Annotated in this window: 27 protein-coding genes; 12 read left to right on the top strand and 15 right to left on the bottom strand. The window is 71.3% G+C overall.

The genetic code is table 11. The features are described from left to right. Positions 1 to 84 precede the first annotated feature (84 nt). Positions 85 to 702 (bottom strand): hypothetical protein, encoded by a 618-nt coding sequence (locus QRN56_RS19655; RefSeq protein WP_285106057.1) that lies wholly within the window; start codon positions 700 to 702, stop codon positions 85 to 87. 95 nt (positions 703 to 797) lie between these two features. Between QRN56_RS19655 and QRN56_RS19650 the strand changes: the two genes are divergently transcribed. Then, positions 798 to 1352 (top strand): DUF1990 domain-containing protein, encoded by a 555-nt coding sequence (locus QRN56_RS19650; RefSeq protein ID WP_285106055.1) that lies wholly within the window; start codon positions 798 to 800, stop codon positions 1350 to 1352. On the opposite strand, the gene QRN56_RS19645 is transcribed toward QRN56_RS19650, so the two are convergent. Further along, positions 1321 to 2076 carry an alpha/beta fold hydrolase gene (locus QRN56_RS19645; protein WP_285106054.1) on the bottom strand — a complete coding sequence of 252 codons (756 nt, stop codon included), beginning with the start codon at positions 2074 to 2076 and terminating at the stop codon, positions 1321 to 1323. The two genes, QRN56_RS19650 and QRN56_RS19645, sit on opposite strands and share 32 nt — an antisense overlap. Positions 2077 to 2158: 82 nt before the next feature. On the opposite strand from QRN56_RS19645, the gene QRN56_RS19640 reads away from it, so the two are divergent. Then, positions 2159 to 2437, top strand: a complete 279-nt coding sequence (locus QRN56_RS19640; protein WP_285106052.1) for a hypothetical protein — start codon at positions 2159 to 2161, stop codon at positions 2435 to 2437. 17 nt (positions 2438 to 2454) lie between these two features. On the opposite strand, the gene QRN56_RS19635 is transcribed toward QRN56_RS19640, so the two are convergent. The 6 genes from QRN56_RS19635 to QRN56_RS19610 all read right to left on the bottom strand — a co-directional run bounded on the left by QRN56_RS19635 (position 2455) and on the right by QRN56_RS19610 (position 6935). Beyond that, positions 2455 to 3288 (bottom strand): hypothetical protein, encoded by an 834-nt coding sequence (locus QRN56_RS19635; protein ID WP_285106051.1) that lies wholly within the window; start codon positions 3286 to 3288, stop codon positions 2455 to 2457. Between the two features lie 202 nt (positions 3289 to 3490). Next, entirely contained in the window at positions 3491 to 3832 is a 342-nt protein-coding gene (locus QRN56_RS19630) for a hypothetical protein (RefSeq protein WP_285106049.1), read from the bottom strand. Positions 3833 to 4160: 328 nt separating this feature from the next. Next, a complete protein-coding gene (locus tag QRN56_RS19625) occupies positions 4161 to 4742 on the bottom strand; it encodes a MarR family winged helix-turn-helix transcriptional regulator (RefSeq protein ID WP_285106048.1) in 582 nt (193 codons plus the stop codon). A 68-nt stretch (positions 4743 to 4810) separates the two neighbouring features. Next, the gene (locus QRN56_RS19620) at positions 4811 to 5524 is read right to left on the bottom strand and encodes a nuclear transport factor 2 family protein (protein ID WP_285106047.1); all 714 of its coding nucleotides are present in this window, start codon (positions 5522 to 5524) and stop codon (positions 4811 to 4813) included. A gap of 76 nt (positions 5525 to 5600) precedes the next feature. Beyond that, on the bottom strand, positions 5601 to 6365 hold the full coding sequence (locus QRN56_RS19615; protein ID WP_285106045.1) for a MerR family transcriptional regulator: 765 nt from the start codon (positions 6363 to 6365) through the stop codon (positions 5601 to 5603). A gap of 180 nt (positions 6366 to 6545) precedes the next feature. Continuing rightward, positions 6546 to 6935, bottom strand: a complete 390-nt coding sequence (locus QRN56_RS19610; RefSeq protein ID WP_285106043.1) for a winged helix-turn-helix transcriptional regulator — start codon at positions 6933 to 6935, stop codon at positions 6546 to 6548. A 121-nt stretch (positions 6936 to 7056) separates the two neighbouring features. On the opposite strand from QRN56_RS19610, the gene QRN56_RS19605 reads away from it, so the two are divergent. From QRN56_RS19605 to QRN56_RS19595, 3 genes are all read left to right on the top strand, one after another. Continuing rightward, on the top strand, positions 7057 to 7908 hold the full coding sequence (locus tag QRN56_RS19605) for an enoyl-CoA hydratase/isomerase family protein (RefSeq protein ID WP_285106042.1): 852 nt from the start codon (positions 7057 to 7059) through the stop codon (positions 7906 to 7908). 263 nt (positions 7909 to 8171) lie between these two features. Then, complete coding sequence (locus QRN56_RS19600) at positions 8172 to 8612, top strand: TetR/AcrR family transcriptional regulator (RefSeq protein ID WP_285106040.1); 441 nt, start codon at positions 8172 to 8174, stop codon at positions 8610 to 8612. Positions 8613 to 8713: 101 nt separating this feature from the next. Next, positions 8714 to 10582, top strand: coding sequence for a carboxylesterase/lipase family protein (locus QRN56_RS19595; RefSeq protein WP_285106038.1), 1869 nt, complete (start codon positions 8714 to 8716; stop codon positions 10580 to 10582). A gap of 237 nt (positions 10583 to 10819) precedes the next feature. Here the strand turns inward: QRN56_RS19595 and QRN56_RS19590 are convergent, their stop codons facing one another. Beyond that, positions 10820 to 11728, bottom strand: coding sequence for a LysR substrate-binding domain-containing protein (locus QRN56_RS19590; RefSeq protein ID WP_285106469.1), 909 nt, complete (start codon positions 11726 to 11728; stop codon positions 10820 to 10822). Between the two features lie 126 nt (positions 11729 to 11854). Here QRN56_RS19590 and QRN56_RS19585 point away from each other — a divergent pair, with 126 nt between their 5' ends. From QRN56_RS19585 to QRN56_RS19560, 6 genes are all read left to right on the top strand, one after another. Further along, positions 11855 to 12409: an NAD(P)-binding domain-containing protein gene (locus QRN56_RS19585; protein ID WP_285106037.1), complete on the top strand. Its 555-nt coding sequence runs from the start codon at positions 11855 to 11857 to the stop codon at positions 12407 to 12409. A 49-nt stretch (positions 12410 to 12458) separates the two neighbouring features. Next, a complete protein-coding gene (locus QRN56_RS19580) occupies positions 12459 to 13121 on the top strand; it encodes a hydrolase (protein ID WP_285106035.1) in 663 nt (220 codons plus the stop codon). A gap of 146 nt (positions 13122 to 13267) precedes the next feature. Next, positions 13268 to 13807, top strand: a complete 540-nt coding sequence (locus tag QRN56_RS19575) for a small multidrug efflux protein (protein ID WP_285106033.1) — start codon at positions 13268 to 13270, stop codon at positions 13805 to 13807. 95 nt (positions 13808 to 13902) lie between these two features. Next, a complete protein-coding gene (locus QRN56_RS19570; protein ID WP_285106031.1) occupies positions 13903 to 14823 on the top strand; it encodes an alpha/beta fold hydrolase in 921 nt (306 codons plus the stop codon). Positions 14824 to 14866: 43 nt separating this feature from the next. Next, positions 14867 to 15214, top strand: coding sequence for a MerR family transcriptional regulator (locus QRN56_RS19565; RefSeq protein ID WP_285106029.1), 348 nt, complete (start codon positions 14867 to 14869; stop codon positions 15212 to 15214). A gap of 178 nt (positions 15215 to 15392) precedes the next feature. Next, positions 15393 to 17132 carry an alpha/beta fold hydrolase gene (locus tag QRN56_RS19560; protein ID WP_285106028.1) on the top strand — a complete coding sequence of 580 codons (1740 nt, stop codon included), beginning with the start codon at positions 15393 to 15395 and terminating at the stop codon, positions 17130 to 17132. Positions 17133 to 17155: 23 nt separating this feature from the next. Here QRN56_RS19560 and QRN56_RS19555 read toward each other — a convergent pair whose 3' ends face one another. Beyond that, a complete protein-coding gene (locus tag QRN56_RS19555) occupies positions 17156 to 18892 on the bottom strand; it encodes a xanthine dehydrogenase family protein molybdopterin-binding subunit (protein WP_285106026.1) in 1737 nt (578 codons plus the stop codon). On the opposite strand from QRN56_RS19555, the gene QRN56_RS19550 reads away from it, so the two are divergent. After that, positions 18867 to 19040 (top strand): hypothetical protein, encoded by a 174-nt coding sequence (locus tag QRN56_RS19550; protein WP_285106024.1) that lies wholly within the window; start codon positions 18867 to 18869, stop codon positions 19038 to 19040. The genes QRN56_RS19555 and QRN56_RS19550 overlap by 26 nt on opposite strands. A 44-nt stretch (positions 19041 to 19084) precedes the next feature. On the opposite strand, the gene QRN56_RS19545 is transcribed toward QRN56_RS19550, so the two are convergent. From QRN56_RS19545 to QRN56_RS19525, 5 genes are all read right to left on the bottom strand, one after another. Then, on the bottom strand, positions 19085 to 19417 hold the full coding sequence (locus QRN56_RS19545; protein WP_285106022.1) for a hypothetical protein: 333 nt from the start codon (positions 19415 to 19417) through the stop codon (positions 19085 to 19087). 11 nt (positions 19418 to 19428) lie between these two features. Next, positions 19429 to 20604, bottom strand: coding sequence for an XdhC family protein (locus tag QRN56_RS19540; RefSeq protein WP_285106020.1), 1176 nt, complete (start codon positions 20602 to 20604; stop codon positions 19429 to 19431). 18 nt (positions 20605 to 20622) lie between these two features. Continuing rightward, the gene (locus QRN56_RS19535; protein WP_285106018.1) at positions 20623 to 21600 is read right to left on the bottom strand and encodes an FAD binding domain-containing protein; all 978 of its coding nucleotides are present in this window, start codon (positions 21598 to 21600) and stop codon (positions 20623 to 20625) included. Further along, positions 21600 to 22223: a (2Fe-2S)-binding protein gene (locus QRN56_RS19530; RefSeq protein ID WP_350224589.1), complete on the bottom strand. Its 624-nt coding sequence runs from the start codon at positions 22221 to 22223 to the stop codon at positions 21600 to 21602. The genes QRN56_RS19535 and QRN56_RS19530 overlap by 1 nt, the downstream gene beginning before the upstream one ends. Before the next feature lie 420 nt (positions 22224 to 22643). Continuing rightward, positions 22644 to 24005, bottom strand: coding sequence for an MFS transporter (locus tag QRN56_RS19525; protein WP_285106016.1), 1362 nt, complete (start codon positions 24003 to 24005; stop codon positions 22644 to 22646). Positions 24006 to 24008 lie beyond the last annotated feature (3 nt).

Here is a 24008-nt window from a genome sequence, read left to right as displayed (position 1 = left end):
CCGGGCGGTTGCCAGCTCATCGGTCCGGGCCGCCGAGCCGTGGCGGGGCTGTGTCAGAACACTGGGGGTCAGCACCCGCCGTCGTCAGAGCCCGAGCACCAGCGCGACCACGGCGAGCACCGCCGCCACGCCCGCGCCGGCCCAGGCGACGAGCACCTGCCGCCGGGTGCGCGCCCCGGCGTCGTCGAGCTGGGTCCGCAGCGACTCGAACTCCCGGTGGGCGGCCTCGATCTCCGCGCGAAGCGCCGCGAGCTGCGCGTCGGCCCGGGCCGCCGTGGCCTGCGCGGCCGCCGCCTCGGAACGCGCCGCCGCCGCGTCGGCCCGTGCGTCGGCGGCCTCGTCGCGGGCCGCGGCCGCCTCGGCACCCGCGTGGTCGGCCGTCGCCAGCGCGGCGGAGGCGAGCGCCGTCGCGTTGTCGGGCTGCTGCGGAGAGGGCTCGTAGGCGGTGCCCGATGTTGTCGCCGCCTCGCGTGCGGCCGGCGCGGCCGCGGCCTGTCGCGCCGTGAGATCCACGGCCGTGGCCTGGGCGGCCTGCGGCACCCGGCCCGGGATCTCGGCGCGGGAGAGCTGGTTCTGCACCTCGGCCTTGAGGTCGGACAGGAAGGGCTTCAGACCGCGGCGCTCCTTCGCGGAGGCGTGGCGGGGCACACCGCCGGCCGGGATCGGGGCGTCGAGGGCGCTGGGGTCGTGGTCGCTCGCCATGGGTGAGGAAGATACACGGAGGCCGGTCTGTGACCTGTGTCCGGATGGCGGGTGGCCGGGTGAGATCCGGCTCCACCTGCGGGTACGGTGCTGGGGTGCAGCTGACCCGGCCCGACCTCGCCCGCGTCCTGGAGCGTTCCGTCACGGCCGAGCCGGTGGCCGACGTCGGCTGGCTGGCGGCCCCGCCGCCGCGCAGCCGGGTGCTGCGCGAGCGGGTGGCGCTGGACCCGGGGGCGTCCCTGGCGGACACGGCCGACGCGCTGTTCGGCTGGGCCGTGCACCGCGGCGCCGGGCTGACGATCGCCCCGACCGGCCCGGCCGCCCTCGGCGTGACCGTGGTGCAGGCCGTGCACGTCGGGCCGCTGTGGTTCACCGCCCCGTGCCGGGTGGTCGACGTCGTCCGCGAACCCGACGAGGCCGGGTTCACCTACGCGACGCTGCCACACCACCCGGAGACGGGGGTGGAGTCCTTCCGCGTGCTGCGCGACGGCGCGGGTCTCGCCTTCGAGATCCACGCCGTGGCCCGGCACGACTTCTGGGGCAGCCGGATCGTGCCGCCGGCGGCCCGCCGGGTGCAGGACCGCGTGACGCGCGGCTACCTGAGCGCGGCCCGGGAGCTCAGCCGCGGGAGTCGTCCAGGAACTCGGTGATCAACGCCGTCGTCTCGGCGGGCCGCTCCAGGTTCGGCAGGTGGCCCGCCCAGCCGAGCTGGGTGTGCCGGGCGCCGGGGATGTGCCCGGCCAGGTGGTTCGCGATGGCCCGGAAGTGGTCCAGATCCTGACCGCCGGAGACGACGAGGGTGCGGGCGGTGATCGCCGCCAGGTCGATCGCGGGCCCGGCCTCCTGGTTGATGTCGTCGCCGGCGGCGAGCTGGACCTCGAAGGCCCGGCGCTGCATGGTGCGCACCAGCTCGCGGGCGTCGTCGTCCGCGTCCGGCCCGAGCCAGGTGGCGACGTTGAGCTCGGTGGCGCCGTCGACGTCGCCTGCCTCCAGCAGGGCGTCCTCGCGGCGTGCGAAGCGCTGCACCGAACGCGTGGGCGGCAGCGCGAACGCGGAGTTGACGAGCACGAGGTGCGACACGAGGTCCGGCCACTCGGACGCCACCTGGAGGGCGACCTTGCCGCCCGCGGACGCCGCGACGATCGCCACGGGCCGTTCGCCCAGCGAGTCGAGCAGCGCCTTGACGTCGCCCGCGTTGTCGAACCGCGCGCTGGTCAGCGGGGTGTCGCCGTAGCCGCGCAGGTCGCAGCGGATGACGCGGTGGTGCTGGGCCAGGGGGGCCCGCTGGGGATCCCACATCCGGGAGTCGGCGACGCCGGCGTGCAGGAGCAGGACGGCAGGGCCGGAACCCGTGGTGTCGTGGCTGAGGATCATCCGCCGACCGTAACGGCGGCGGCGCGGCACGGGCCAACGCATTCGGTGGACTCCAGTCCAGGCGGCGGATATACTCGAACACATGTACGAACCTATGGAAGGTCAGGCGCTCGACGGGCCCGGTGTGCTTGACGGGGACGGCGCGCTCGCCGCGCCGTCCCCGGTCGACGTGGCGTTCGCGGCCCTGCTGGACGGGCTGTTCACCGGCCCTCGGGTCACCTACGCACCGGTACGCGAGGCCCCGACGTACTACGGCGGCCACCATCAGGCCGAGCAGCGCCAGGGCGGACGGCGGCACCGGCGCTTCGTGCTGCGCGCCGGCACCGATCTCGACGACCCCCGCCTCGACGACCCGCGCTAGCCCGCCGGCCGCGCCCGCTACACCACGACCCCGACCACGGCGGCCACGACCGCCAGCGCGATGCCGACCCAGGCGAACGTCGTCGCCGTGGCCGCCTTCCGGGCGGCGGCCTCCGCGGTCTCGCGCGCGGCGTCGGCGGCGGTGCGCGCCGAGTCGAGATCGGTGCGTAGCGTGCCGGCGGTCGTGGTGAGCTCGTCGAGCCTGCCCTGGAGCCGCTCCGCCTCCGCGCGGGCCTCGGCCGCGGCCTGCTCGGCCGACGCCGCCTGCTCGTCGAGCCGGCCGTCGAACCGGGTGGCCAGCTCGGTCACGGTCTTCTCCCGCGCCGCCTCGAGACCCTGTTCGAGACCCGTCTCCAGGGCCTCCTTCAGCGCCTTCTCCTGCGTGTCGCCCCGCTTCGCGACCAGCTCCCGCAGGTCCGCACCCTGCTCCTTGAGCGCGACGGTCAGCTCGGCGCGGACCTCTTCCGGGGTCAGGGGCTTGTCCGGCTTGGCCAGGTAGGCGTCGGCCCAGGTGCGCCGCGACCGGCTCTTGCCCGGTCCGGAGCCCTCGACCACGGCCTCCTTCTCCTCCTCGGTCAGGCGGTCCAGCGCCTCGGCGGCCGCCTTGACCGCCGGCGGCGTCTCGACGGGAGCCTTGGCGCCCTTGGGCGTCTTTCCCTCGGATGTCATCGGAGTCCTGGCCCCCTGGGGTGTCGCGGCGGCTGCCACGGCTGCGGCGTAGTCGGCGTCCTCGGTGCCGGTCGAGGCCGACTCCGGGATCTTGATGGGCTTGGTCAGCAGAGCCCGTAGGCGGTCCATCCGCTCAGTCTTCTCGCCGCCCTCGGTCCGAGGCGCGTCGCTGTCACTGCTCATGGGGGAAACGTACTGCTCTGCCCGTTGTAGGTCGACTACCACGGCGGGAGTGGCGTCTGCTGCATGGCTGCTGCAGGGCGTTGTGACTGTGGTGGACAACGACGGCCACTTGAGGCCAGGACTGCTGCACGGACTTCTGCCGTGATGGCTAGGGTGTGAGACGACATGTCAGCCCAATGGTGGGGATGTGCCGGCTAGGTCTTCACCGCGAAAGCAGGGCGCGCAGCGTGTCGGCCGCATTCGAGGTGGCGAGCAGCCGGGCTCCGTCGGGCAGCAGGACGAGAGCACCCGAGTGTGCCCGGGCGGCGATCCGCGCCTGCTCCCACACCAGGACGAGCTGAAGGACGACTGCCTCGTAGGCATAGTGGTCGTCGCTGCTGCGAGGCTTCCCGAACCGGCGGCGGAGATCCTTGTCCACCTCGTGCCGGGTTTGTTCGTGCCCCAGCCCGACGCCGGTGAACACCGTCACGAACGTGCTGGCGGCGAGCGAGACGGTGTCCTCACCGAGCAAGGCCTCGACGCCGGCGCCCGAGCTCTCAGTCATGGGCGCCAGCGTAGGGCCTGGCAGGACGATCCATCAGTCCTGCCCCGCCCTGACCCGCCGTGGCGCGTGCCGTCGGTCGGTCGCCGTCGCGAGCGCGGTGGTGACGGGGTGTGCGTGCTCAGCGGTGGGTGCCTGACCAGGACGACGACCACGACCACGAGGTAGGCGGCGGCCAGGTCGCTGAGTTCGCTGTGTCCGGTGAGGGCGTCGATCTCGACCGAGATGCCACGCTGTTCCTTCTCAGGTTGTCGCGGGTCGGATCTCGTTGGCGGACCGTCGGGGAGGCCGGTCACCATCGCCGTAGTCGAACCTGTGCTCTGGGGCAGGGTCAAGGCTGGGCCGGGTCCTGCTTCGGTCTGGCGGTGTCACTCCTGGTTCCGGTGGCACCGCCCTCGTCGAGAGACCTGATCAGGCGCGTGCTGACGTCGCCGAGTGCGAGGGTGGCGAGGTCGCCGAGGTCGTCGAACAGCGGGTCGCGGATCTCGCGCCGCTGGGCGAGCAGCACGCGGGCCACCAGCCGCCGACCGTCGTCGGTGAGTGTCGCCTCGGACGAGCGCCGTCCGCCCGGTACGAGACGGCGCGTCACGAGCCCCTGACGTTCGAGGGCCGTCAGGGCGTGGCTGATACGGCTGAGCGAGAAGCGAAGGCTGTCGGCGAGGCTCTTGAGTCCCAGGGTCCGGTCCTCGGCGGCGTTCAAGAGCACGAGCAGCTTGAAGTGGCCGTGCGACACACCGCCGTCGCGCTGCGCCTGCCGTTCCAGAGCGGTCTCGAGCAGGTGCATCGCCAGGATCAGGTCCTCCCAGGCGGCGACCCGGCCGGGGCTGTCGTCGGGGCCCGTCTGCGCGTGGGCGGCGCGCTCCGTGCTTGGCGGCGGCGCGCTCGTCGGCGGCGTGCTCGATTCCGGCGTCACGGTCTCGTCCTCTCGTCGAGGCGGGAGGAGCACGGCCGTTGCCTCGCTCCTCCCGGGAATGCTCGTGGTCACACCATGGGGTTGCCGCTGGCCGTCGACGCGGGCGGGGTGAGGTCCTGGACGACGTCCCAGTGCTCGACGATGCGTCCGTTCTCCAACCGGTAGATGTCGACGATCACCACAGGACCCGCCGCCCAGCCGTGCACGATGCTGTGGGTGAACACGAGGTCGCCTTGGGCGGCGATGCGCTGCGGCTCCCAGGAGAATCCTTGCAGGCCGGGCACGGCGGAGCGCAGCGTGTCCAGGCCGTCGGGCAGCTGCGGGCTGTGCTGCACGTACGGCTCGGCCCAGTAGCGCTCCAGAGCGGTCAGGTCCTTCTCGGCGAAGAGCTCGCGCATCGCGGTGAGCACGATCTGGGTGTTGCGCTTCGCCTGGTCGTCCTCGGTGACCGTCGTGTCGGGTATGGCGCTGGCCACCTCCGTGATGGTCCCGACGAAGTTGTACAGGGTGCCGTCGACCGTGACGTTCGAGTACAGGGTCGAGTTCGTGAAGTCCTCCACGTGGGTCACCGTCGCGCCACTGGCTTCTGTCCAGGAGTTCATGAAGACGCCGTCGCGGATCTCCTTCAGGTCGAGAGCGACGGTCTCGGCATGTCCGTTGGGAGTCAGTCCGCCTCCCTCCTCGACGACGAAGCTGCCCTTCGACTCGGAGTCGAAGGTGAACCGCACCTTCAGCCACCCCATGTCGAACGTGTAGGTCTTGCCGATCATCGGCGCGGTCATGGCGATCCTTTCCTTCGTGTCCCGGAGGCCCCGGTCGCTGAGTTGAACATTCAAGTCAACGGGTCGATTCCCGCTCTCAGGTGCCATGAGGGCTGCGCGTTGACGTCACCCCTGGTGCCTCGCCGGCTTGCACCCGGGCGAGTTCCGCGGCTCGTGTCAGGACGTCCAGCTGTGCGCTGTTGTAGATCTCCTGCATCGCTTCGACCATGGTGACGGCGGTCGACATCGGCGTCTGTCGCAGGTGCTCCTGCGGTGTACGGATCCACGAGTAGGTCGTCAGGGCCTGGGCGATGGTCCGTGCGAACTGCGCCACGAGACGATCCCGGGTCGCCTCGTCGGCGTCCGGGGGCAGTGTCTCGAACTCGACCGTCGCGGCGTCGACGTCGGCATCGAGCATCTCGCGGACGTCCTCCATCACGTCGGGCTGGTACAGCTGGGAGTAGATGAGCGTCAGGGATCGCTCGGACGGGGACAGTCGCGGTGCCACCCTGGCGAACCCCGGTGCCACCTCGGTGATCGAACCGTGCTCCATCATGTCGGCGATCTCGGCGCGTGCCCGGCTGCTGCGTTCGATCGTCTCGGCGAGGCTCGCGTCGATGGCTGCCAGGACCTCCGGGGAGGTCCCGACGCCGGAGTCCAGGCGCTCGATCTGTGCGATCGGGACACCGATGTCGCGCAGGCGCCTGATCTGCAGCAGGCGGATCAGGTGGGGAACGCCGTACTGCTTGTATCCGTTCGTCCGGCGGTCTGGTTCTTCGAGCAGACCACGCCGGTGGTAGTGCCGCACGGTGTTGACGGTCGTGCCCGCCAGGTCGGCTAGCTCACGGGTGCTCCAGGCCACGGCCTGCCTCCGCTCGCTCCACGCCGGGACCTGTGTCCCAGACTCATCACGTCCTTCCTGCCCGAGCGGTTGTGCGCTCGGATGCCCGCCCATTGAGAACTGTGTTCCTGGAACAGGGTCAAGTTCGGCCCGCGGGGAGAGTGACCGGCCGACGCTCGAGAGCCGTACGGCCGCGGTGCCTCAGCGGTCGGACCGGCCGTCGTAGTCGGCCTGGCGCGCGAGGATCTCGTCGGCGTTGTCGATCGTCCAGCTGTACAGGTGACCGAACGGCTCCCGCAGGGACTCGCCCAGTGGCGTGAGGGAGTACTCGACACCGACCGGCGCGGTGGGCAGGACGGTGCGCACGATCATCCCGTTGCGCTCCAGGCGGCGCAGCGTCTGGGTCAGGACCCGCTGCGTCACGCCCTCCAGGCGGCGCTTGATCTCGTTGAACCGGGTGGGCTCCTCGAGCACCGTCATCACCATCATCGACCACTTGTCCGCGATCTGGTCGAGGATCGGCCGGCTCGGGCAGTCGGAACGCAGGACGACCTTCTGATCCCCGGCCGGGAGGGTCTGTTGCGCTGTCATCGGTATCCTCCATGATCCTAACGATGGCCAAAGTGCGTTATTGACGTCGGTTGTTCTCGCCCGCACGGTAAGTATGCATCGGGAACCTAGATGCCTACCGAATACCGAACGGAGCACTTCCATGTCCCGCGACTACACGACGTTGCACGTCTCCCGGGAAGCGGGCATCGCTCGCGTGACCATCGACAACCCGCCCGTCAACGTGCTCGACGTGGCTCTGATGGCCGACCTGCGCCACCTGTTGGCGGCGCTGCGGGACGACGAGTCGGTGCGGGTGATCGTGTTCGACAGTGCGAACCCCGAGTTCTTCATCGCGCACGTCGACATGTCCCTGATCGACGCGCCGGACGCGTTCGACCGGTTCGAGGCCGGCCTGCCAGGCGGCGTCAACGTCTTCCAGGGGCTGGGTGAAGCGCTCAGGTCTCAGCCGCAGGTGACGATCGTGAAGCTGGCCGGGATCGCGCGCGGTGGGGGAGCTGAGTTCGTGGCCGCGGCGGACATGACGTTCGCCGCTGCCGAGGGCGCCGGTCTTGGTCAGATCGAGGCGCTGATGGGCATCGTCCCGGGAGGCGGTGGCACGCAGTACGTGACCGGTCGGGTCGGGCGTCATCGTGCCCTGGAGATCGTCCTCGGCGCAGACCTCTTCGACGCCGCGACCGCCGAGCGCTACGGGTGGGTCAACCGGGCACTGCCTGCTGCCGACCTGGACGCGTTCGTCGACCGGCTCGCTCGCCACGTCGCAGACCTGCCGGACGGTGTGATCGCGGCGGCCAAGCGTGCGATCAGGCCGCAGGACCTGAGCGACGGGTACGCGCGGGAGCATGAGGCCTGGGCGCAGCAGATCGCCCGGCCCGCCGCGGAGAAGCTGATCCGCGGAGGACTGGCGGCCGGTGCCCAGAGCCGCGACGGCGAACGTGACCTGGAGGGACTTCTCCGGTCCGGGGTCGCAGACCTCGAACCGGAAGACGGTTGACGCGTCGCCGCCGGTGGCCGGTCGCCCCCTACCTACGATGTGCGGACTGGAAGGTGAAGTCACCACGGAAGGGGAACGGCAGTGGACCAGGCGGCAGGAGCCGAGCCGGCACGGAGGGGCGAGCGCCGTGGGCCGTACGCGAAGAGCGCCGAGCGCCGCCGACAGATCGTCGACAAGGTGCTGTCCGTGTACGACGAGCTCGGCTTCGAGGGTACGTCGCTGCGCGCGATCGCCACTTCCATCGGCGTCACCACCCCGTGCTGGTGCACCACTTCGGGACCCGCGAGCAACTGTTCCTCGAGGTGCTGCGCGAGCACGACCTGCGCTTCGGCGCCCAGGTCCAGGACGAGACCTTGGCCGACCTCCTGCGCCGGTCGGCCCGCTACAGCGCACGGGTCCCGGGCCTGACGGCGCTGCTGGGGAACATGGTCGCCCGGGCCCTCGAGTCCGGCAACGAGCGCAGCCACGCCTACTTCGTGGAGCGCTACGCGCGTCTTCGGCGGCAGGTCGGCGCGGTCCTGGAGAGCGCACGCGCGGCGGGCACCGTGCGATCGGACATCCCGCTCGAGGCCACGGCCGGCCTCCTGGTCGCAGCGGCGGACGGCCTGTCGACGCAGTGGTTGCTCGACCGCGAGGTCGACATGGAGGCCTCGCTCCTGGTCCTGGACCGTCTCCTGGATCCGCCTGCGCAGAGCCCGGAGTAGGCGGTCCGTCAAAATATCCACTCGGACAATTTGGGCTACCCTGATCCGGCGCTGCCGCTGACGCGGCGGCTCGGACGAGAAGTCGACAAGGGAAAGAGATCGTGGCGATCACCGAGCAGGCGACACCTCGCACGTCCCGATCCGGTGCCTCGCGGCGCTCGGCCTGGTTCTGGGCGCCGTTCGCGCTCGTGGCCGCCGCGGCGCTGACGCTGAGCTGGCTCAACGGGACCCCGTGGTGGGGCTGGGCCCTGGTCACGGCGCTCCTGGTGGCGCTGGTGCTGACCGCTCCCTGGTGGCTGCGGCGTGGCGTCCTGCTCCGGGTGGGGGCGTGGCTGGTGGCCGCCGCGCTCGTGTGCGGCATCGCCGTGCTCGCCCATCCGGGCCCGCAGCCTCGGGTGGCCGGGGGCACGCAGCGGGAGGCCACGGCGCCGGTCGAGACGCGGGAGGGTCCGGTGACGGGCGTGCGCAACGACGAGGGCACGGTCGAGATCTTCGCCGGGGTGCCCTACGCCCAGCCCCCGGTCGGGGAGCTGCGCTGGCGGGCACCGCGGCCTGCCGAGCCGCGTTCCGAGGTGCTGGTCGCGGACCGCTTCTCGGCGGTGCCGGTCCAGGGCACCACGACGTTCACCACCCGGGCGCTGACGCGGGTCGTCGACATCCCGCTGGAGGACACGTTCCTCAACCCGTACCCGGTCAGCGAGGACAGCCTCTACCTCAACGTCTGGCGTCCCACGCGGCCGGCGTCGGCCGACCTGCCCGTGCTCGTCTACGTGCCCGGCGGCGGCTTCGCCACCGGCTCGGGCGCCCTGCCCCTGTACGACGGCGAGTCGCTGGCCTCCACCGGTGAGGCGATCGTGATCACGATCAACTACCGGCTGGGCGTCCTGGGCTTCCTGTCGCACCCGGACCTGGCGGCGGAGTCGGCGTACGGCGCGTCGGGCAACTACGGGATCCTGGACCAGGTCGCCGCGCTGGACTGGGTGCGGCGGAACGTCGCCGCGTTCGGCGGCGACCCGGACCGGGTGACCGCGGCGGGCGAGTCCGCGGGCGGGGAGAGCGTCTGCATCCTGGGGGCGACGCCCCTGGCGAAGGGCCTCGTGGACGGCATCATCGGCAGCAGCGGGGCGTGCATGGGCACCGAGGGGAACACCGAGGGCGGCGACCAGAGCGACTCGCGGGCCGTCGCGGAGGACGCGGGGACACGGCTGCTCCAGGAACTCGGCGTCGACACGGTCGACCAGGTGCGCGACCTGCCTGTCGACCGGATCGTCGAGGCGGCCGCCGCCGTCGGCCCGCACTGGCGCCCGTCGGTGGACGGGCACGTGCTCGACCGCAGCCCGGCGGAGATCTACGCGGCAGGGGACCAGCTCGACGTGCCGACGATGGTGGGCAGCAACGCGGACGAGGACTCCCTGATCCGGGCCTTCCCGCCCGAACCCATGACCCCCGCGGAGTACCGGGCGACGGCCCAGGCGGACCACGGCGACGACGCCGCGACGTTCCTCGACCTGTATCCCGGCGAGACCGAGGAACAGGTGCTCGACTCGCTCCTGCAGGCCCAGACCGACCGGGTCTTCACCCGCGCGATGTACCGGTGGGCACACCTCCAGACCCTCAGCGGTCAGGCGCCCGCCTACCTGTACCTCTTCACGCACACCCCGCCCGACGCGAGCCTTCAGGAGTACGGGGCCTACCACGGCGCGGAGGTGATGTACGCCTTCGACAACCTCGGCGCGGACGGCGACGCCGACTACGGCCAGGCCGACCACGTGCTGCGCGACCAGCTCAGCGGGTACTGGCTCAACTTCGTGCGGACCGGGGACCCCAACGGGCCGGGCCTGCCCGGATGGCCCACGTTCGACCGGTCACCGGACCGGGTCATGGAGCTCGGCGTCCCCAGCGGCATGACCGCCCGCCCGCGCCCCGAGGCGATCGACTACTGGATGAGCTATCAGGGCCCGATCGCCTGAGCGGCACAAGCGCGGTACTGCCGGTTGACCCCCGGGCCCAACGCCCCGGCACCGTCACGGGCACGTCGTTCCGGGCGCGCCCGGCCGCGGCGCCGCCGCCCCCTGGCGGTCCGGATGCCGCCGGCCCAGGGCTGAGCCGTCGACAGCGCGGCCTCCCGACCAGCTGGACCAAAGGAGCGTCCCGCTGACCCCGGGGACGCCCCTTTGTCTGTGGTGCTGCTCGCCTGAGGCGGTCTGCTACGCAGCAGGTCGGTGCAACCACCCATGCCGTTCGGCACGACGTCGCGCCGTGGCCAGGACGTTCTCAATGGCGGGCGTCAGGTCGTTGGTGGGCCACAGCACCGACAGGTCCGCGGCGATCAGGGGATCGACGACATCGCGCACCGTGAGGGCGGTGCCGAGGTTCGCGGCGTGCTCGGCGAACGACGCGGGAGCCAGGCCGATCTCGTGCCCTCCGGAGAGCCGGGCGAGCATGGCGTTGACCGGCGGGTCCTCGAACGCGCAGACCTCGGGCGTGAAACCTGCTTCCAGGCACGCGGCGACGATACCGTCGTAGTACGCCGGTGCGAGCCGGCGCGGGAACAGCAGCAGTGTCTCGTCGCGCAGCTCGGCGAGCGGGATCTTCGGTGCCGCGGCGAGGTGATGGCGCGTGCTCAGGAGCGCGGAGACGGCCTCCCGGCGCAGGACCTCGCTGCCCACACCGTCGGTGGGTGGCGGCGACAGGGCGAGGCCGATGTCCAGGTCGCCGGCGCAGAGCCGCTCGGGGATCTCGGCGCTGAAGATCTCCCGGGCGACGATCGTGAGGCCGGGGTGCTCCTCCCGCAGCGCATCCAGGAGCACGGTGAAGGTGCCGAAGTTCGCGACCGGGGTGTAGCCCATGCGGATCGTGGTCGTGGTCCCGGACCCGGCCAGGCGTGTGCGCTGCACTGCCTGTTCCAGCGCGGCCAACGCGACGGGCGCCTCCTGGAGCAGGGTCCGGCCCGCAGCGGTGAGTTGCACCCGGCGGCTCGAGCGTACGAACAGCGGCGCACCAAGGGTCTCCTCGAGCTTGCGGATCTGGTGGCTCAAGGACGGCTGGGAGATGTACAGGCGCGTCGCCGCGTGTCCGAAGTGGAGCTCCTCGGCCACGGCCAGGAAGTAGCGCAGCAGGCGTGGATGGATATCGATAGACAGAGCCTATCGTCCGGCGGCGGGACAAGTCTTGGACGCCCTCGGGACGGCCGCCATAGCGTCGTGCCACGTCACAGGGGCGAGCTCGGCGAGGAGAACAGCATGAACATCACCGTGGTCGGACGAGGAAACATCGGCGGAGGACTGGCCGACCTGTGGGAGCGTGCCGGGCACCGGGTGACCCGGCTCGGGCGCGGGGGCGGCGATGCCGGATCCGCGGAGGCGGTGCTGCTCGCCGTCCCGGGAGCCGCCGTCGAAGCCGCGTTGTCGTCCGTGTGCGGGCTCACGGGTCGGCCGGTGCTCGATGCCACCAACCTCTACGGCAGCGCGCGGCCGCCGGCCGGGTTCGCGTCCAACGCCGAGTACGTCAAGGCGGTCACCGGTGGGCCGACGGCGAAGGCGTTCAGCACCAACTTCGCCTCCCTCTTCGGACAGGTTGCCGGTGCCCGGGTGCGCCCCAGCAATCTCTGGTCCGGTGACGAGCAGGTCGAGGACATCGTCGTGCGGCTCAGCCTCGACGCGGGCTATGAAGCCGTCCGTTTGGGCGGCCTGGACATGGCGGCCAGCCAGGAAGGGCTTGCCGGTGTGCTCTTCTCGATCGCGCAGTCCGGGCTCGGCGAGTTCGTCTACCGGATGGCCGCACCCGACCAGCTCTGAGCCTGCCGTTCCCTCCTGGCGTTCAACCCATCACACAGAAGGAAGCGACATGACGCGTACCCCGAAGGTAGGACTCGACGCACTGCTCACCCCCGAGGAGAGCGTCCTGGTGCTCATCGACCACCAGCCCTTCCAGGTCGCCAACCTCCACAGCCACGAACCGACGATGATCATCAACAACACCGTCGGCCTGGCCAAGTTCGCCAAGGTGTTCGACGTGCCGACGATCCTGACGACCGTCATCGAGGAACGCGGTGGCGACCTGATCCAGGCGATCCAGGACGTCTTCCCCGACCAGCAGCCGATCAATCGCACCTCCATCAACACCTGGGAGGACCGCCGTGTGGTCGAGGCCGTGGAGAAGACCGGGCGCAAGAAGCTGATCATCGCGGGGCTGTGGACGGAGATCTGCGTCGCCATGCCCGCCATCCACGCGCTGGCCGACGGGTATGACGTCTTCGTCGTCACCGACGCCAGCGGCGGGGTCAGCGCCGAGTCGCACGACATGGCCGTTCGCCGCATGGAGCGCGCGGGCGTGGTCCCGGTCACCTGGCTGGTCGTGTCCAGCGAGTGGCAGCGGGACTGGGCTCGCGAGGAGACGGCGAACCAGCTCGGACCGATCCTCTTCGAGCACGGCGGCGCCACCGGTGCCGCACTCGCCTGGGAGCTGCAGCTGCTGGCCACACCCACCACGGGCGGTGCCGGCGCGTAGCGCGCTCCGCCGATGAGCCGGAGGCGGGCCTGGTACCTGCGGCGGTGGCCAGGCCCGCCTCGTTTGACTCTGTCCCGAGGACACAGTCTCAACTGGGGGAAGCGCCGAGACATCTCGGCGTCACGGCCAGCACACAAGGAAGCACCATGAATCCCATCGAGCAGCTCGTGAGCAGTTTCCAGGACCTCGTGAGCCAGGTCCCCGAGATCGTCCGACCTGTCATCGTGATGCTCGCCGGCGCGATCCCGTTCGTCGAGGGTGAGGTGGCCTCCATGATCGGTGTCGTGGGTGGCGTCAACCCCATCGTTGCGGGCATCGCTGCGGCGGTAGGCAACTTCGTCTGCGTACTGCTCGTGGTCCTCCTCACCTCACGGGCCCGCACCGCCGTCGTCAACCACCGCGCGAGCCGTGCCGCGACGGAATCCGCTGCACAGGAGGGAGCGCCGGCCAGGCCAGAGTCCAAGGGCCGCCAGCGCTTCAAGAAGTGGCTCGTCCGATTCGGAGTTCCCGGCGCGAGCATCCTCGGCCCTCTCGCCATCCCGACGCAGTTCACGTCCGCGATGCTCGTCGCCGGCGGAACCCCGCGGATGTGGGTGCTGCTCTGGCAGGCCGTGGCAATCGTCCTGTGGACGACCATAGCGACGGTCTCGGCCTGGCTCGCGCTCCAGCTCGTCGTCCCGGTCTGAACTGCGTCCTGCGTGCACAGCACTCGCGCCGCCGCCCGTAGGGGCCGGGTGCGGCCCCGGATGTCTGTTTGATTCGCTCAGTCTTGGAGGCTCCCATGCCAATCTTTCGGCTCCCCGACGGCCGCGACCTCGAGTACGAGGTGCGTGGACCGGGCTCGGGACCGGTCGTCCTGTTCCACCACGGCATGCCAGGCTCGGCCGTCCCGATGGACACCGTCCTGGGGTCGATGACGCAGAGCGGGTACCAGGTCGTCACGTACTCCCGGGCCGGGTACGGCACCTCGAGTCCGAACGCCGGTCGTACCGTCGCGGACACGGCTGCCGACTGCGCACTCCTGCTCGCTCACCTCGGCGTCGACCACCACCGGGTCGTCGGATGGTCCGCCGGCGGGCCCCACGCACTGGCCAGTGCGGCCGTCGCCCCTGAACACGTCGAGGGTGTGCTGATCGTCGCCTCGTTCGCGCCGTTCGACGCCGACGGTCTTGACTACGTCGACGGCATGGGCGCGCAGAACGTCGCGCAGTTCGCGACAGCCGGTCAGGGCGAGCCGGCGGTGCGCGAGATCGTAGGCCAGATGGCAGCGGCGGTCCGTGGCAATACACCAGCCGACGTCGGGACCAGCATGGCGTCCCTGCTTCCCCCGGTCGACCTGGCGGTGCTGACCGCTGGGTACGGCGCGGACAACGCCGCCACCATGGACCACGGCCTGTCTCGCAGCGACGAGGGCTGGGTCGCGGACCTGACCGCGCTGACCAGCCCGTGGGGCTTCGACCTCGATGACATCACCGCGCCGGTCGAGCTGTGGCACGGCGCCCTGGACCAGATGGTCCCCGTCACGCACGGACAGTGGCTGACCGCACACCTGCCCACGGCAGTGGCACACCTGACGCCGGGCGACGGACACCTCTCACTCGCGGTCGGCAGCCTGGGTGAGAAGCTCCGCGCCCTGTCAGCCCGGGCACCCCGCCCCCTCCTCGACGTGCCGAAGGGGCGACTCGCTGATGGCTGGACGTGACCACGGGGCAGCCGTGTCCGTCCCGAAGCCACCAGCCGACCCGATGATCCGCATCGGCCAGGTCGCGCGAGGCGCAGGCGTCTCGGTGCGCGCAGTGCGTTACTACGAGCAGCAGGGCCTGCTCGACGTGGATCGCACACCGTCGGGCCAACGCCGCTACCGGCCCGACGCGATCGAGCGAGTGCGGTTGGTACGGCAGATGTACGCCGCTGGCATGACCAGCCGCACCATCGTGACGCTCCTGCCGCCCGTCGAGCTCAACCACGCCGATCCCGACCAGCACTCCCTCGTCCGAGCCGAGCGGGACCGCACCAGGGCCAGGATCGACGACCTGCAGGCCCTGCTGAGCCGCCTCGACCACGTCATCGTCTCCTCGCACACCCGCGCTTGACCTGGTTCTGGGAACACGCAGTGCACTCGGGGCAACGACGATCGAGCGGCGCTCACGGACCGCTCATGCGCGGTGGCACGCAGCCACGAACGAGAGGGAGCCCCTGATGACCCATGACGATTCTGACCGCACGGAGACCAGGCGGATCCATCGGCCTGAGACCTTGATCGCGGGAGTCGTGACTGGTGCTGTCATCGCCGCTGCCCTGGTCTCGGCAGCGATCGTCGCCCGCGGCGGCGATGAAGAAGCGCCCACGCAGACGCCGGACATCGCGGCGCTCGCAGGTCCGCTCGCCGACCAGGAGCTCGCCTGGGAGGCCTGCGAGTTCAACGACGACGGCCCACCCCTACCAGGTGCGGACCTGTCGAACGTGGAGTGCGCGACCATCAAGGTCCCGCGCGACTGGCGCGATCCCGACCCGGCGGTGACGTGGGACGTCCGGATCTCCCAGGCGCGCAACATCGATCCCGCCGACCCTGACTACCGCACGACGATCATCACGCATCCCGGGGGACCGTACGCATCCGGCCTGTCGTACGGCGCCACCGTGCAGATGTACACCCCGGAGCTACGCCCGACCACGAACTACGTCAGCTTCGACCAGCGTGGCCTCGGTCAGTCGAGCCACGCGCAGTGCGAGTACGAGTACCGGTACGACGACCCCGATGACCGCCGCTCGGCCGAGGCCCGGGCGATCGGCGAGGCGTGCTCCCAGGATGCCGACGTGGCGACCATGACGACGGAGCAGGCCGCGTACGACATGGACTTCATCCGGCATCTTCTGGGGCTGGAGTCGGTGACCTACATGGGCTACTCGTACGGCACCTGGCTCGGGACCTGGTTCGGCGGCCTCTTCGCCGACAACATCGACCGGATGGTCCTCGACTCGGCGACGGACTCGACGCAGGAATCGATCCAGACGCTGTACAACTCCGCCCACGAGGGCCGCGACCGGCAGTTCCGGCTGCACATGATCAACTGGATGGCGCGCAACGACGAGACCGTCGGGCTCGGCGCCGACCCGGAGACCATCTGGGAGCGGTACTTCGCAGCCACGAGCTCACCGGAGACGTCTCAGGCAGCGACGCTGGCCTGGAACTCGGTGAACGGACCGGTCGCTTTCTCCAACCCGATCGCCTACCCGATGGCCGCCAGCCTCGTGTCGCACATCATCACCGAGGGGGAGACCGCGACCGAACCGGTGGATCCCGCGACGTCGGCCGCACGCATCATCAACCGGACGGAACTGCCCGACGAGCTACGAGCGGCAGCCCACGAGCGCCTGGCGCAGCTGGCCAAGCCCCCTGTGCACCAACCGGGTGAGACCGTCCGGGGCACGTACGACCACGTGATCGAGTTCACCGCGTGCACGGACGGCCAGTGGACCCAGGGCCTTGAGTTCTGGGAGGACTTCAACGAGCGCACGTCGGACGTCGCGCCGCTCTCCGAGCAGCTCGGGCTGCTGGTCACGCCGACGTGCGCGTTCTGGCCGACCGACTCGACGATGCCGCCCGTGGACGAGTCCTTCCCGCAGACGATCGTCCTGCAGAGCGAGCTCGACTCGATGACGCCGTTCGAGCAGGGCCGGGCGGCCGGCACGGGTCTGCCGAACACCAGCCTCATCGCGGTCGACAACGAGAGCATCCACGGGGTCTTTCCCTACGGGACCGACGAGGTCGACCGGCCGGTGATCGACTTCCTGCTCGGTGGTGACCGGCCCGCGCGGACCATCGTCGCGGCGGCCAAACCCCTGCCGCTGGAGCAGATGACGTATGAGTCGTGGACGCCGCTGGACGGCAACGCCGAACACACCACCGACGTCCCCCGGTTCACCGACCCCACCATCCCGGCCGAGACCGGCGCACTCGGCAAGAACCCGACCCCGCAACCCACGCCGAGGAGGGGTACCCGATCGTGATGATCGGGTACCCCTCCTGATTCCTACAGGTGCACGATCAGCTTGTCGAGGGTGATCGGGACGTCACGCACGCGGATACCGGTAGCGTTGTGGACGGCGTTCCCGACTGCGGCTGCCGACCCGACGGTGCCGATCTCCCCGAGGCCGCGGGCGCCGAGGCTCTGGGTGCCGACGTCCTCGCTCCCGTCGCCCAGCGGCCCGGTGAGGACGGGGTCCGGCCGGTCGAGCATGACCACGTCGATGTCGGGGACGTCGGCGTTCACGGGCACGAGGTAGTCGGCGAGGGTGCTGTTCGCCAGGCGTCCGGTGTCGAGCTCCAGGTGGTTCTCCTCGAGCAGGGCGTGGCCGATGCCGAAGATGACGCCGCCGACGAGCTGGCTCCGGGCGGCCCGGGCGTTGACGACGCGCCCGACGTCGGCGACCGTCGTGAACCGGGTGACCCGGGTCTCACCGGTGAACCGGTTGACGCGCACCTCGCAGAAGTGGGCGCCGAAGCTGTGGTGCACGTAGCCGGGGTCGGCTGTGCCGGGTGACTGGGCGAGGGTGGTGATGCCCGGTGAGCCGACCGCTCTGAAGAGGCGGCCGAAGGTCATCGAACGACCCTGTCCGTGCAGGATGCCGCGTTCGTAGCGCAGGTCCTCGACGTCCGCCCCGTGCCAGGGCGACCGGGCGTCGGTCACGGCGAGCCGCTTGAGCTCGGTGATTGCGTCGCGGGCGGCGTTCACGATCAAGGGGACCGTGGCGTGCGTAGCACTGGAGCCCACGGCGGGTGCGCCCTGCGGCAGCAGGGTGTCGCCGATCTCGGGCGTCACCCGCGTCAGCGGGATCCCCAGGGCGTCGGCGCCGGAGATCGCCACCACGGTCGCCCCGCCCGTGCCGAGATCCGAGACCCCGGTCGACACGACTGCGGTGTCGTCGTCGAGCAGCCGGACGCGCACGCTCGCGGGTCGCCGGTGTGCCGGGTAGATGGCGGTGGCCATGCCGGTGCCGTACAGCCACTGCCCGTCGGCACGCGCGCGGGGCGTGGCGCTGCGCGCGGCCCAGCCGAAGCGTTCCGCGCCGAGGCGGTAGCACTCCTCGAGATGCTTGCTCGACCAGGGCAGGCCCGTGGCGGGGTGGGTGGTGGCGTGGTTGCGCAGCCGCAGCTCGACGGGGTCGACGCCGGTGGCGACGGCCAGCTCGTCCATCGCCGTCTCCAGGGCGAAGGCCCCGGGGGCCTCGTTCGGGCCGCGCATGGCCCGGCTCCCGGGGATGTCGAGGACGGCTACCTGTGCGTCGACGTGCAGGTTCGGTGTGCGGTAGAGCGCGTCCGACGTGGAGTGGGCGGGAGTCATGGTGGTGGCCATGGTGGTCGGCCGCTCGGCGACGCTCCGGTGGCTGACCGCGTTGAGGACTCCCTCCCGGGAGGCGCCCAGGCGGACGGTCTGCGTGAGGTGCGAACGGTGGCCGGTCAGGGTGAACATCTGCTCCCGGGTGAGGACCAGCCTGACCGGCCGGCCGATCTCCCGGGCCGCCGCGGCGGCCAGCGGCGTGTCGCTCCACAGGACGACGCGGGCGCCGAAGCCGCCGCCCACGTACCTGGTGATCAGCCGGACGTCCTGGGGCAGGACGCCAAGCCGCTGGGACATCCCGAGCGCGTACGCCGCGGGGATCTGGGCGCCGGCGTGGATGGTCACCTGGTCCCCGTCCCAGACGGCGAGGATCGCGTGGGGCTCCATCGCGACGTGGTGCTGGATGTTCTGGTGGAACTCGGCCTCCACGACGACGTCGCTGGCGGCGAGCGCGGCGTCGATCGACCCGACGCCGGGGGCCAGGATGTCGAGGCTGCTCGGCGCGCCGCTGATGGCGGGGCCGGCGGGTACGTGCGGCTCGTCCGCGATCGAGGTGCGTGGTGGCTGGGTGTCATAGGTCGCGGTGACCAGTGCCGCGGCGTCGCGTGCCTGTTCGGGTGTCTAGGCGACGACCATCGCGATGGCCTGGCCGTGGAAATGGACCATCTCGCTCTTCAGCGGGAGGTAGTTCTCGGTGAAGCCGGCGGCCTGTCCGGTGACCGCGTACAGCGCCAGCCGGGGCTCCGGCGCGGCGTACACGCGCACGACACCGGGGGAGGCCTCCGCGGCCGCCGTGTCGATCCCGGTGACCGTGCCTCGCGCGACGGTGCTGGTGACGAGGTACGCATGGGCGAGGTCGGCGGCGCGGTAGTCACCGGAGTACTCGGCTGCGCCGGTGACCTTCAGTCTGCCGTCGACGCGCTCGGTCTCGCGTCCTACGGGGGAACGGGGCATCGTGACTCCTTCTAGCTGCTGTGCGTGAGCGGGCGCGGCGACGGGACGCCGCGGTGGATGACGTCGTGGTGGATGACGCCGCGGTGGATGGGGACCCCGGTGCTCAGCGGGACGCCGGAGCCGCCGTGCCGGGAGGCGACGATCTCCGCCACGATCGACAGCGCGGTCTCCTGCGGGGTGCGGGCGCCGAGGTCGAGCCCGATCGGCGAGTGCAGCCGACCCAGCTCGTGATCGCTCAGACCCGCGTCGCGGAGCCGGTTCAGGCGTTCCTCGTGGGTGCGGCGTGACCCCATGGCCCCGACGTACGCCACGGGCATGCGGAGTGCGGCGGTCAGGAGCGGCAGGTCGAACCTGGGGTCGTGGGTGAGCACGCACACGACGGTGCGTCGGTCGAGCAGCCCGGCCTCGGCCTGGGACCCGAGATAGCGGTGCGGCCACTCGACCACGACCTCGGCGTCCGGGAACCTCTCCGGGGTGGCGAACGTGGCCCGGGCGTCGCAGACGGTCACCCGGTAGCCGAGGAAGGCGCCGAGCCGGGCCAGCGCGGCAGCGTGGTCGATGGCGCCGAAGACGAGCAGCCGCGGGGCCCGGGCGCTGGACTCCACCAGCAGAGTCATGGGTTCCTGGCAGTAGCTGTCGGCGACCCCGATCTCGACGGTGCCGGTCCGGCCGGCGTGCAGCAGGTCGGTCGCCTGTGCCTCGGCCACCCGGTCCAGCAGCGCATCCCCGAGGGTTCCTGCTACCGGCCGTCCGGGCCGCACGACGATCCTTCGGCCCTGGTAGCGGCGGGGGCCGCGCACGATCGTGGCCACCGCCACCGTCTCGCCCTCCGCGGCGGCGACGAGCGCAGGTTCGAGCTCCGGTTCGGTGGCCGGGTCGTGGTGGCGCAGGAGCAGCTCGATCGTGCCGCCGCAGGTCAGGCCCACGCCGATCGCGTCGGCGTCGGTGTACCCGAACCGCAGGGACCGGGGTCGGTGGTCCCCGGCCAGCATCTCCTGGCAGACCTCGTGGACCGCGGCGTCGACGCAGCCGCCGGACACGTTGCCCAGCACCGCGCCGTCCGCGTCGACGACCAGCGACGAGCCGGGCTGCCGGGGGGCGCTCCCGGCCACGCCCGTGACGGTCGCCGTCACGAACGGGGTGAGGCTGCGGGTGCGTTCGAGCAGGTCGGCGGCGAGCTCAAGCAAGGCTGCCGCCCCCGCCCGTCATCGGCTCTCCCGTAGCTCGGTCAGTGCCCGCACCAGCGTGCGGCGCAGCAGGGCAGGCTTGAACCCGTTGTGCTCCCGCGGCCGGGCGCCGTCCGCCGCATGGACGACGGCGGCCTCGAACGTGGCGGACGTCGCGGGCCGGCCCGTCAGGGCGCGCTCGACCGCCGTCAGCCGCCACGGCCTGGTTCCCACACCGCCCGCGGCGATCCTGGCGCTCGTGATGGTGCGGCCCCGCAGCTCGAGGGCGACGGCCGCCGAGGTGAGCGCGAACTCGTACGACTGCCGGTCGCGCACCTTGACGTAGACGGAGCGCGCCGCCCAGGGGGAACGGGGCACGGTGACACCGGTGATGAGCTCGTCCGGCCGCAGCACGTTCTCGACGTCGGGCGTGGTACCGGGCAGGGTGTAGAAGGTGTCCAGCGGCACGCTGCGGGTGCCCCGTGCCGAGGCGAGGTGCACCACGGTGGTCAGTGCCACCAGCGGGACGGCCAGGTCGCTGGGGTGTGTCGCGATGCAGGCCTCGCTCGTGCCGAGGATCGCGTGGCCCCGGTTCACTCCCTCCAGCGCCGAGCAGCCGGAGCCCGGCTCGCGCTTGTTGCACGGGGTGGTGACGTCGCGGAAGTACCCGCACCGGGTGCGCTGCAGCAGGTTGCCGCCGATGCTCGCCATGTTGCGCAGCTGGGCCGAGGCGCTCAGCTCCAGCGCCTGCGCGATCATCGGGTAGTGCTCACGCACGGTGCGGTCGGCGGCCACGTCGCTCATCCGTTCGAGCGCACCGATGTGCAGACCCTTGTCGTCCAGCGTGATGCCGTCCAGCGGGAGCCGGTTGATGTCCACGACGTGCTCGGGAGTCATCACCTCGAGCTTCATCAGGTCGACCAGCGTCGTCCCGCCGGCCAGGAACGCGGTATCCGGTCCAGTGCCCCGCACGGCCTCGCGGACCGAGCGCGCCTGAGCGTAGGTGTAGGGCCGCATCAGCGCATCACCTGCTGCGCGTCACGGATCGCGTCGACGATGCGCGGGTAGGCGCTGCACCGGCAGATGTTGCCCGACATGCGCTCGCGGATCTCGTCGTCCGAGCGTGCGGGGCCCTCGTCGTCGACCATGGCGACTGCGGACATGATCTGCCCCGGGGTGCAGAAGCCGCACTGCAGGCCGTCGTGGTCGACGAAGGCCTGCTGCATCGGATGCAACCGCTCACCGTCGGCGAGACCCTCGATCGTGGTGACCTCGCGGCCGGCCGTGGTGGCGGCCAGGGTGAGGCAGGACAGCACGCGCCTGCCGTCGACGTGGACGGTGCAGGCCCCGCACTGGCCCCGGTCGCAGCCCTTCTTGGTGCCCTTGAGGTCCAGCCTCTCGCGCAGCGTGTCCAGCAGGGTGGCCCGCGGATCGACCCGCAGCGTGACGGGGGAGCCGTTGACGGCGGCCCGCACCGTCACCTGGGTGACGCCGTCCGCGGTGGGCGCCGCGGCGGCTTCTGCCGCCTCGGCTTGTCCGGTCAGCAGCGGGGTCACGGCAGCGGCGGCCAGGCCGCCGCCCAGGAAGTTCCGCCGGGACACACCCGAACGGCCGCGTCCCGCATCGTTGGCTGGATTCATCGGGTCTCTCCTGGCTGGTCGCACGTTCGGGCAGGGGACAGGCAGCGCCGCGACCATCCGTCTGGTCTCCGGGCTCGGTGCTGCTCCAAGGCTGACCACAGAGGATCGGGACATCCAGGACCTACCGATCCCAGGCTGAGGACTGCCGAACCAGGGCCGGTTCGGCTCCGGGACAGGGGATCGGCAGGCCGTGGCCACCTCTCCGCGCGAGCTCGTCGATGCCGAATGACCAACGGGACGAGGAGCGGCCGTCGACCAGGGGCCAGACGGGTCGGGCCGAGGTCGTGGTGCTCACCTGACAGGTGGCCGCCGGTAGGGACGAGCTGCCGGCGCGCGGACGTCAGGCGGCCGGAACGGTGGTCCTGGTCAGCTGTTCCGAGACGTCCCAGACGCGTGCTGCCTCGGCGGCGCCGCGCGCGATCAGCTGTGGACATGGGGGCGCGGCCGGTCTGCCGGGGTGTGGGTGTCGTGGCTCTCGGCGATGTCGCTCAGCACCTCGGCGGCGGCGAGCTCGTCGCGCGCGGCGAGCCGGTCGAAGCCGCTGACGGCGGGGTAGGTGTAGCGGCCGAGCGTCGCGATGAGGACCGCGCCGACGACGAGGACGCCCATCAGCACCGGGATGACCGGGTCGTAGGAGCCCAGCTCGTCGTACCCCAGACCGAGGAGCAGGGGGCCGAAGGCGCTGCCGAGGAGGAACATGGCCTGGACCGGGCCGAAGATCTGGCCGAAGTTGCGGGTGCCGAGATACCGGGTGATGAGCAGGGCGGCCAGGTCGCCCTCGATGCCGAACGCGATGCCGATGAAGGCGACCGCGACGACGGCGCTGCCGAACGGCGGGTGCAGGAAGAACATGCCCGCTATGGGGGCGAGCATCACGATAGGGCCCACGATCGAGCCGTGGACGCGGTCGATGATGAAGCCACCGGCCACCCGGCCGAGGAGGGAGGCCAGGCCGAAGACGACGAGCAGCTGTCCCGCCTGGCCGTTGCTCAGGCCACGGTCGGTCATCATGGGCACGAGGTGCACCTGGAGACCGATCACGACGGCGCCGACCAGGCCCAGGCCGAGCGCGATGCCCCAGAACTGCCGGGTGCCGACCGCCTCGCGCAACGTCAGGCCCGGGAGCTCGAGGCTCACGTCGCGGCCCTCGACCTGCGTCTCCTGGACCAGCCGGCCGCGGACGTGCCGCTCGGCGCGGCCCCGGACGAACAGGGCGACCATCGTGACGGAGACGACGACGGCGATCAGGGCCATGGAGGCGTAGGCCTGCCGCCAGCCGACGCTGTCGATGAGCGAGCCGGCCAGCAGGGGCCCCAGGGCCGCGCCCAGGCCGATGATGCCCGTCACGACGCCGACGGCCAGCGCCCGGTTGTTGTCGAACCAGCTCACGACCACCCGGACGGCGGGGAGCGCGGTGCCGGCTCCGAAGAGCCCCACGAAGAAGCACGGGACGAAGTACACGGCCTCGACCGGCGGGACCAGGGCGATCGAGGCCATCGAGGCCGCGAAGAGCACGAACCCCGGCACGAGGATGTAGCGCGCGGCGTACCGGTCCACGAGCCTGCTGACGATCACCAGCCCGATGACCATCCCGACGGCAGCGACCGAGTACGAGCCGGTCACGGTCGTGCGGCTGAACCCGGTCTCCTCGACGATCGGCAGGACGAACAGGCCGGTGGTGGCCAGGTACATCTGGGGGCCGACGGCGTTGGCGGTACCGGCACCGACGACCACCCACCAGGGGCTTCGGCGTCGGGCGGCGGGCTGGGTGACAGAACTCATGTG

Source organism: Promicromonospora sp. MEB111, from assembly GCF_030209445.1.
In the GTDB taxonomy this organism is placed as follows: Bacteria; Actinomycetota; Actinomycetes; order Actinomycetales; family Cellulomonadaceae; genus Promicromonospora.
This window is presented reverse-complemented; position numbering and strand designations above follow the sequence as displayed.

What these genes read in the sequence shown, in the direction of transcription:
- QRN56_RS19655 (WP_285106057.1), bottom strand. Translation starts at nt 702, where the DNA reads ATGGCGAGCGACCACGACCCCAGCGCCCTCGACGCCCCGATCCCGGCC.
- QRN56_RS19645 (WP_285106054.1), bottom strand. Translation starts at nt 2,076, where the DNA reads ATGATCCTCAGCCACGACACCACGGGTTCCGGCCCTGCCGTCCTGCTC.
- QRN56_RS19640 (WP_285106052.1), top strand. Translation starts at nt 2,159, where the DNA reads ATGTACGAACCTATGGAAGGTCAGGCGCTCGACGGGCCCGGTGTGCTT.
- QRN56_RS19635 (WP_285106051.1), bottom strand. Translation starts at nt 3,288, where the DNA reads ATGAGCAGTGACAGCGACGCGCCTCGGACCGAGGGCGGCGAGAAGACT.
- QRN56_RS19630 (WP_285106049.1), bottom strand. Translation starts at nt 3,832, where the DNA reads ATGACTGAGAGCTCGGGCGCCGGCGTCGAGGCCTTGCTCGGTGAGGAC.
- QRN56_RS19620 (WP_285106047.1), bottom strand. Translation starts at nt 5,524, where the DNA reads ATGACCGCGCCGATGATCGGCAAGACCTACACGTTCGACATGGGGTGG.
- QRN56_RS19610 (WP_285106043.1), bottom strand. Translation starts at nt 6,935, where the DNA reads ATGACAGCGCAACAGACCCTCCCGGCCGGGGATCAGAAGGTCGTCCTG.
- QRN56_RS19605 (WP_285106042.1), top strand. Translation starts at nt 7,057, where the DNA reads ATGTCCCGCGACTACACGACGTTGCACGTCTCCCGGGAAGCGGGCATC.
- QRN56_RS19585 (WP_285106037.1), top strand. Translation starts at nt 11,855, where the DNA reads ATGAACATCACCGTGGTCGGACGAGGAAACATCGGCGGAGGACTGGCC.
- QRN56_RS19580 (WP_285106035.1), top strand. Translation starts at nt 12,459, where the DNA reads ATGACGCGTACCCCGAAGGTAGGACTCGACGCACTGCTCACCCCCGAG.
- QRN56_RS19575 (WP_285106033.1), top strand. Translation starts at nt 13,268, where the DNA reads ATGAATCCCATCGAGCAGCTCGTGAGCAGTTTCCAGGACCTCGTGAGC.
- QRN56_RS19570 (WP_285106031.1), top strand. Translation starts at nt 13,903, where the DNA reads ATGCCAATCTTTCGGCTCCCCGACGGCCGCGACCTCGAGTACGAGGTG.
- QRN56_RS19565 (WP_285106029.1), top strand. Translation starts at nt 14,867, where the DNA reads ATGATCCGCATCGGCCAGGTCGCGCGAGGCGCAGGCGTCTCGGTGCGC.
- QRN56_RS19550 (WP_285106024.1), top strand. Translation starts at nt 18,867, where the DNA reads ATGTTCTGGTGGAACTCGGCCTCCACGACGACGTCGCTGGCGGCGAGC.
- QRN56_RS19545 (WP_285106022.1), bottom strand. Translation starts at nt 19,417, where the DNA reads ATGCCCCGTTCCCCCGTAGGACGCGAGACCGAGCGCGTCGACGGCAGA.
- QRN56_RS19535 (WP_285106018.1), bottom strand. Translation starts at nt 21,600, where the DNA reads ATGCGGCCCTACACCTACGCTCAGGCGCGCTCGGTCCGCGAGGCCGTG.
- QRN56_RS19530 (WP_350224589.1), bottom strand. Translation starts at nt 22,223, where the DNA reads ATGAATCCAGCCAACGATGCGGGACGCGGCCGTTCGGGTGTGTCCCGG.
- QRN56_RS19525 (WP_285106016.1), bottom strand. Translation starts at nt 24,005, where the DNA reads ATGAGTTCTGTCACCCAGCCCGCCGCCCGACGCCGAAGCCCCTGGTGG.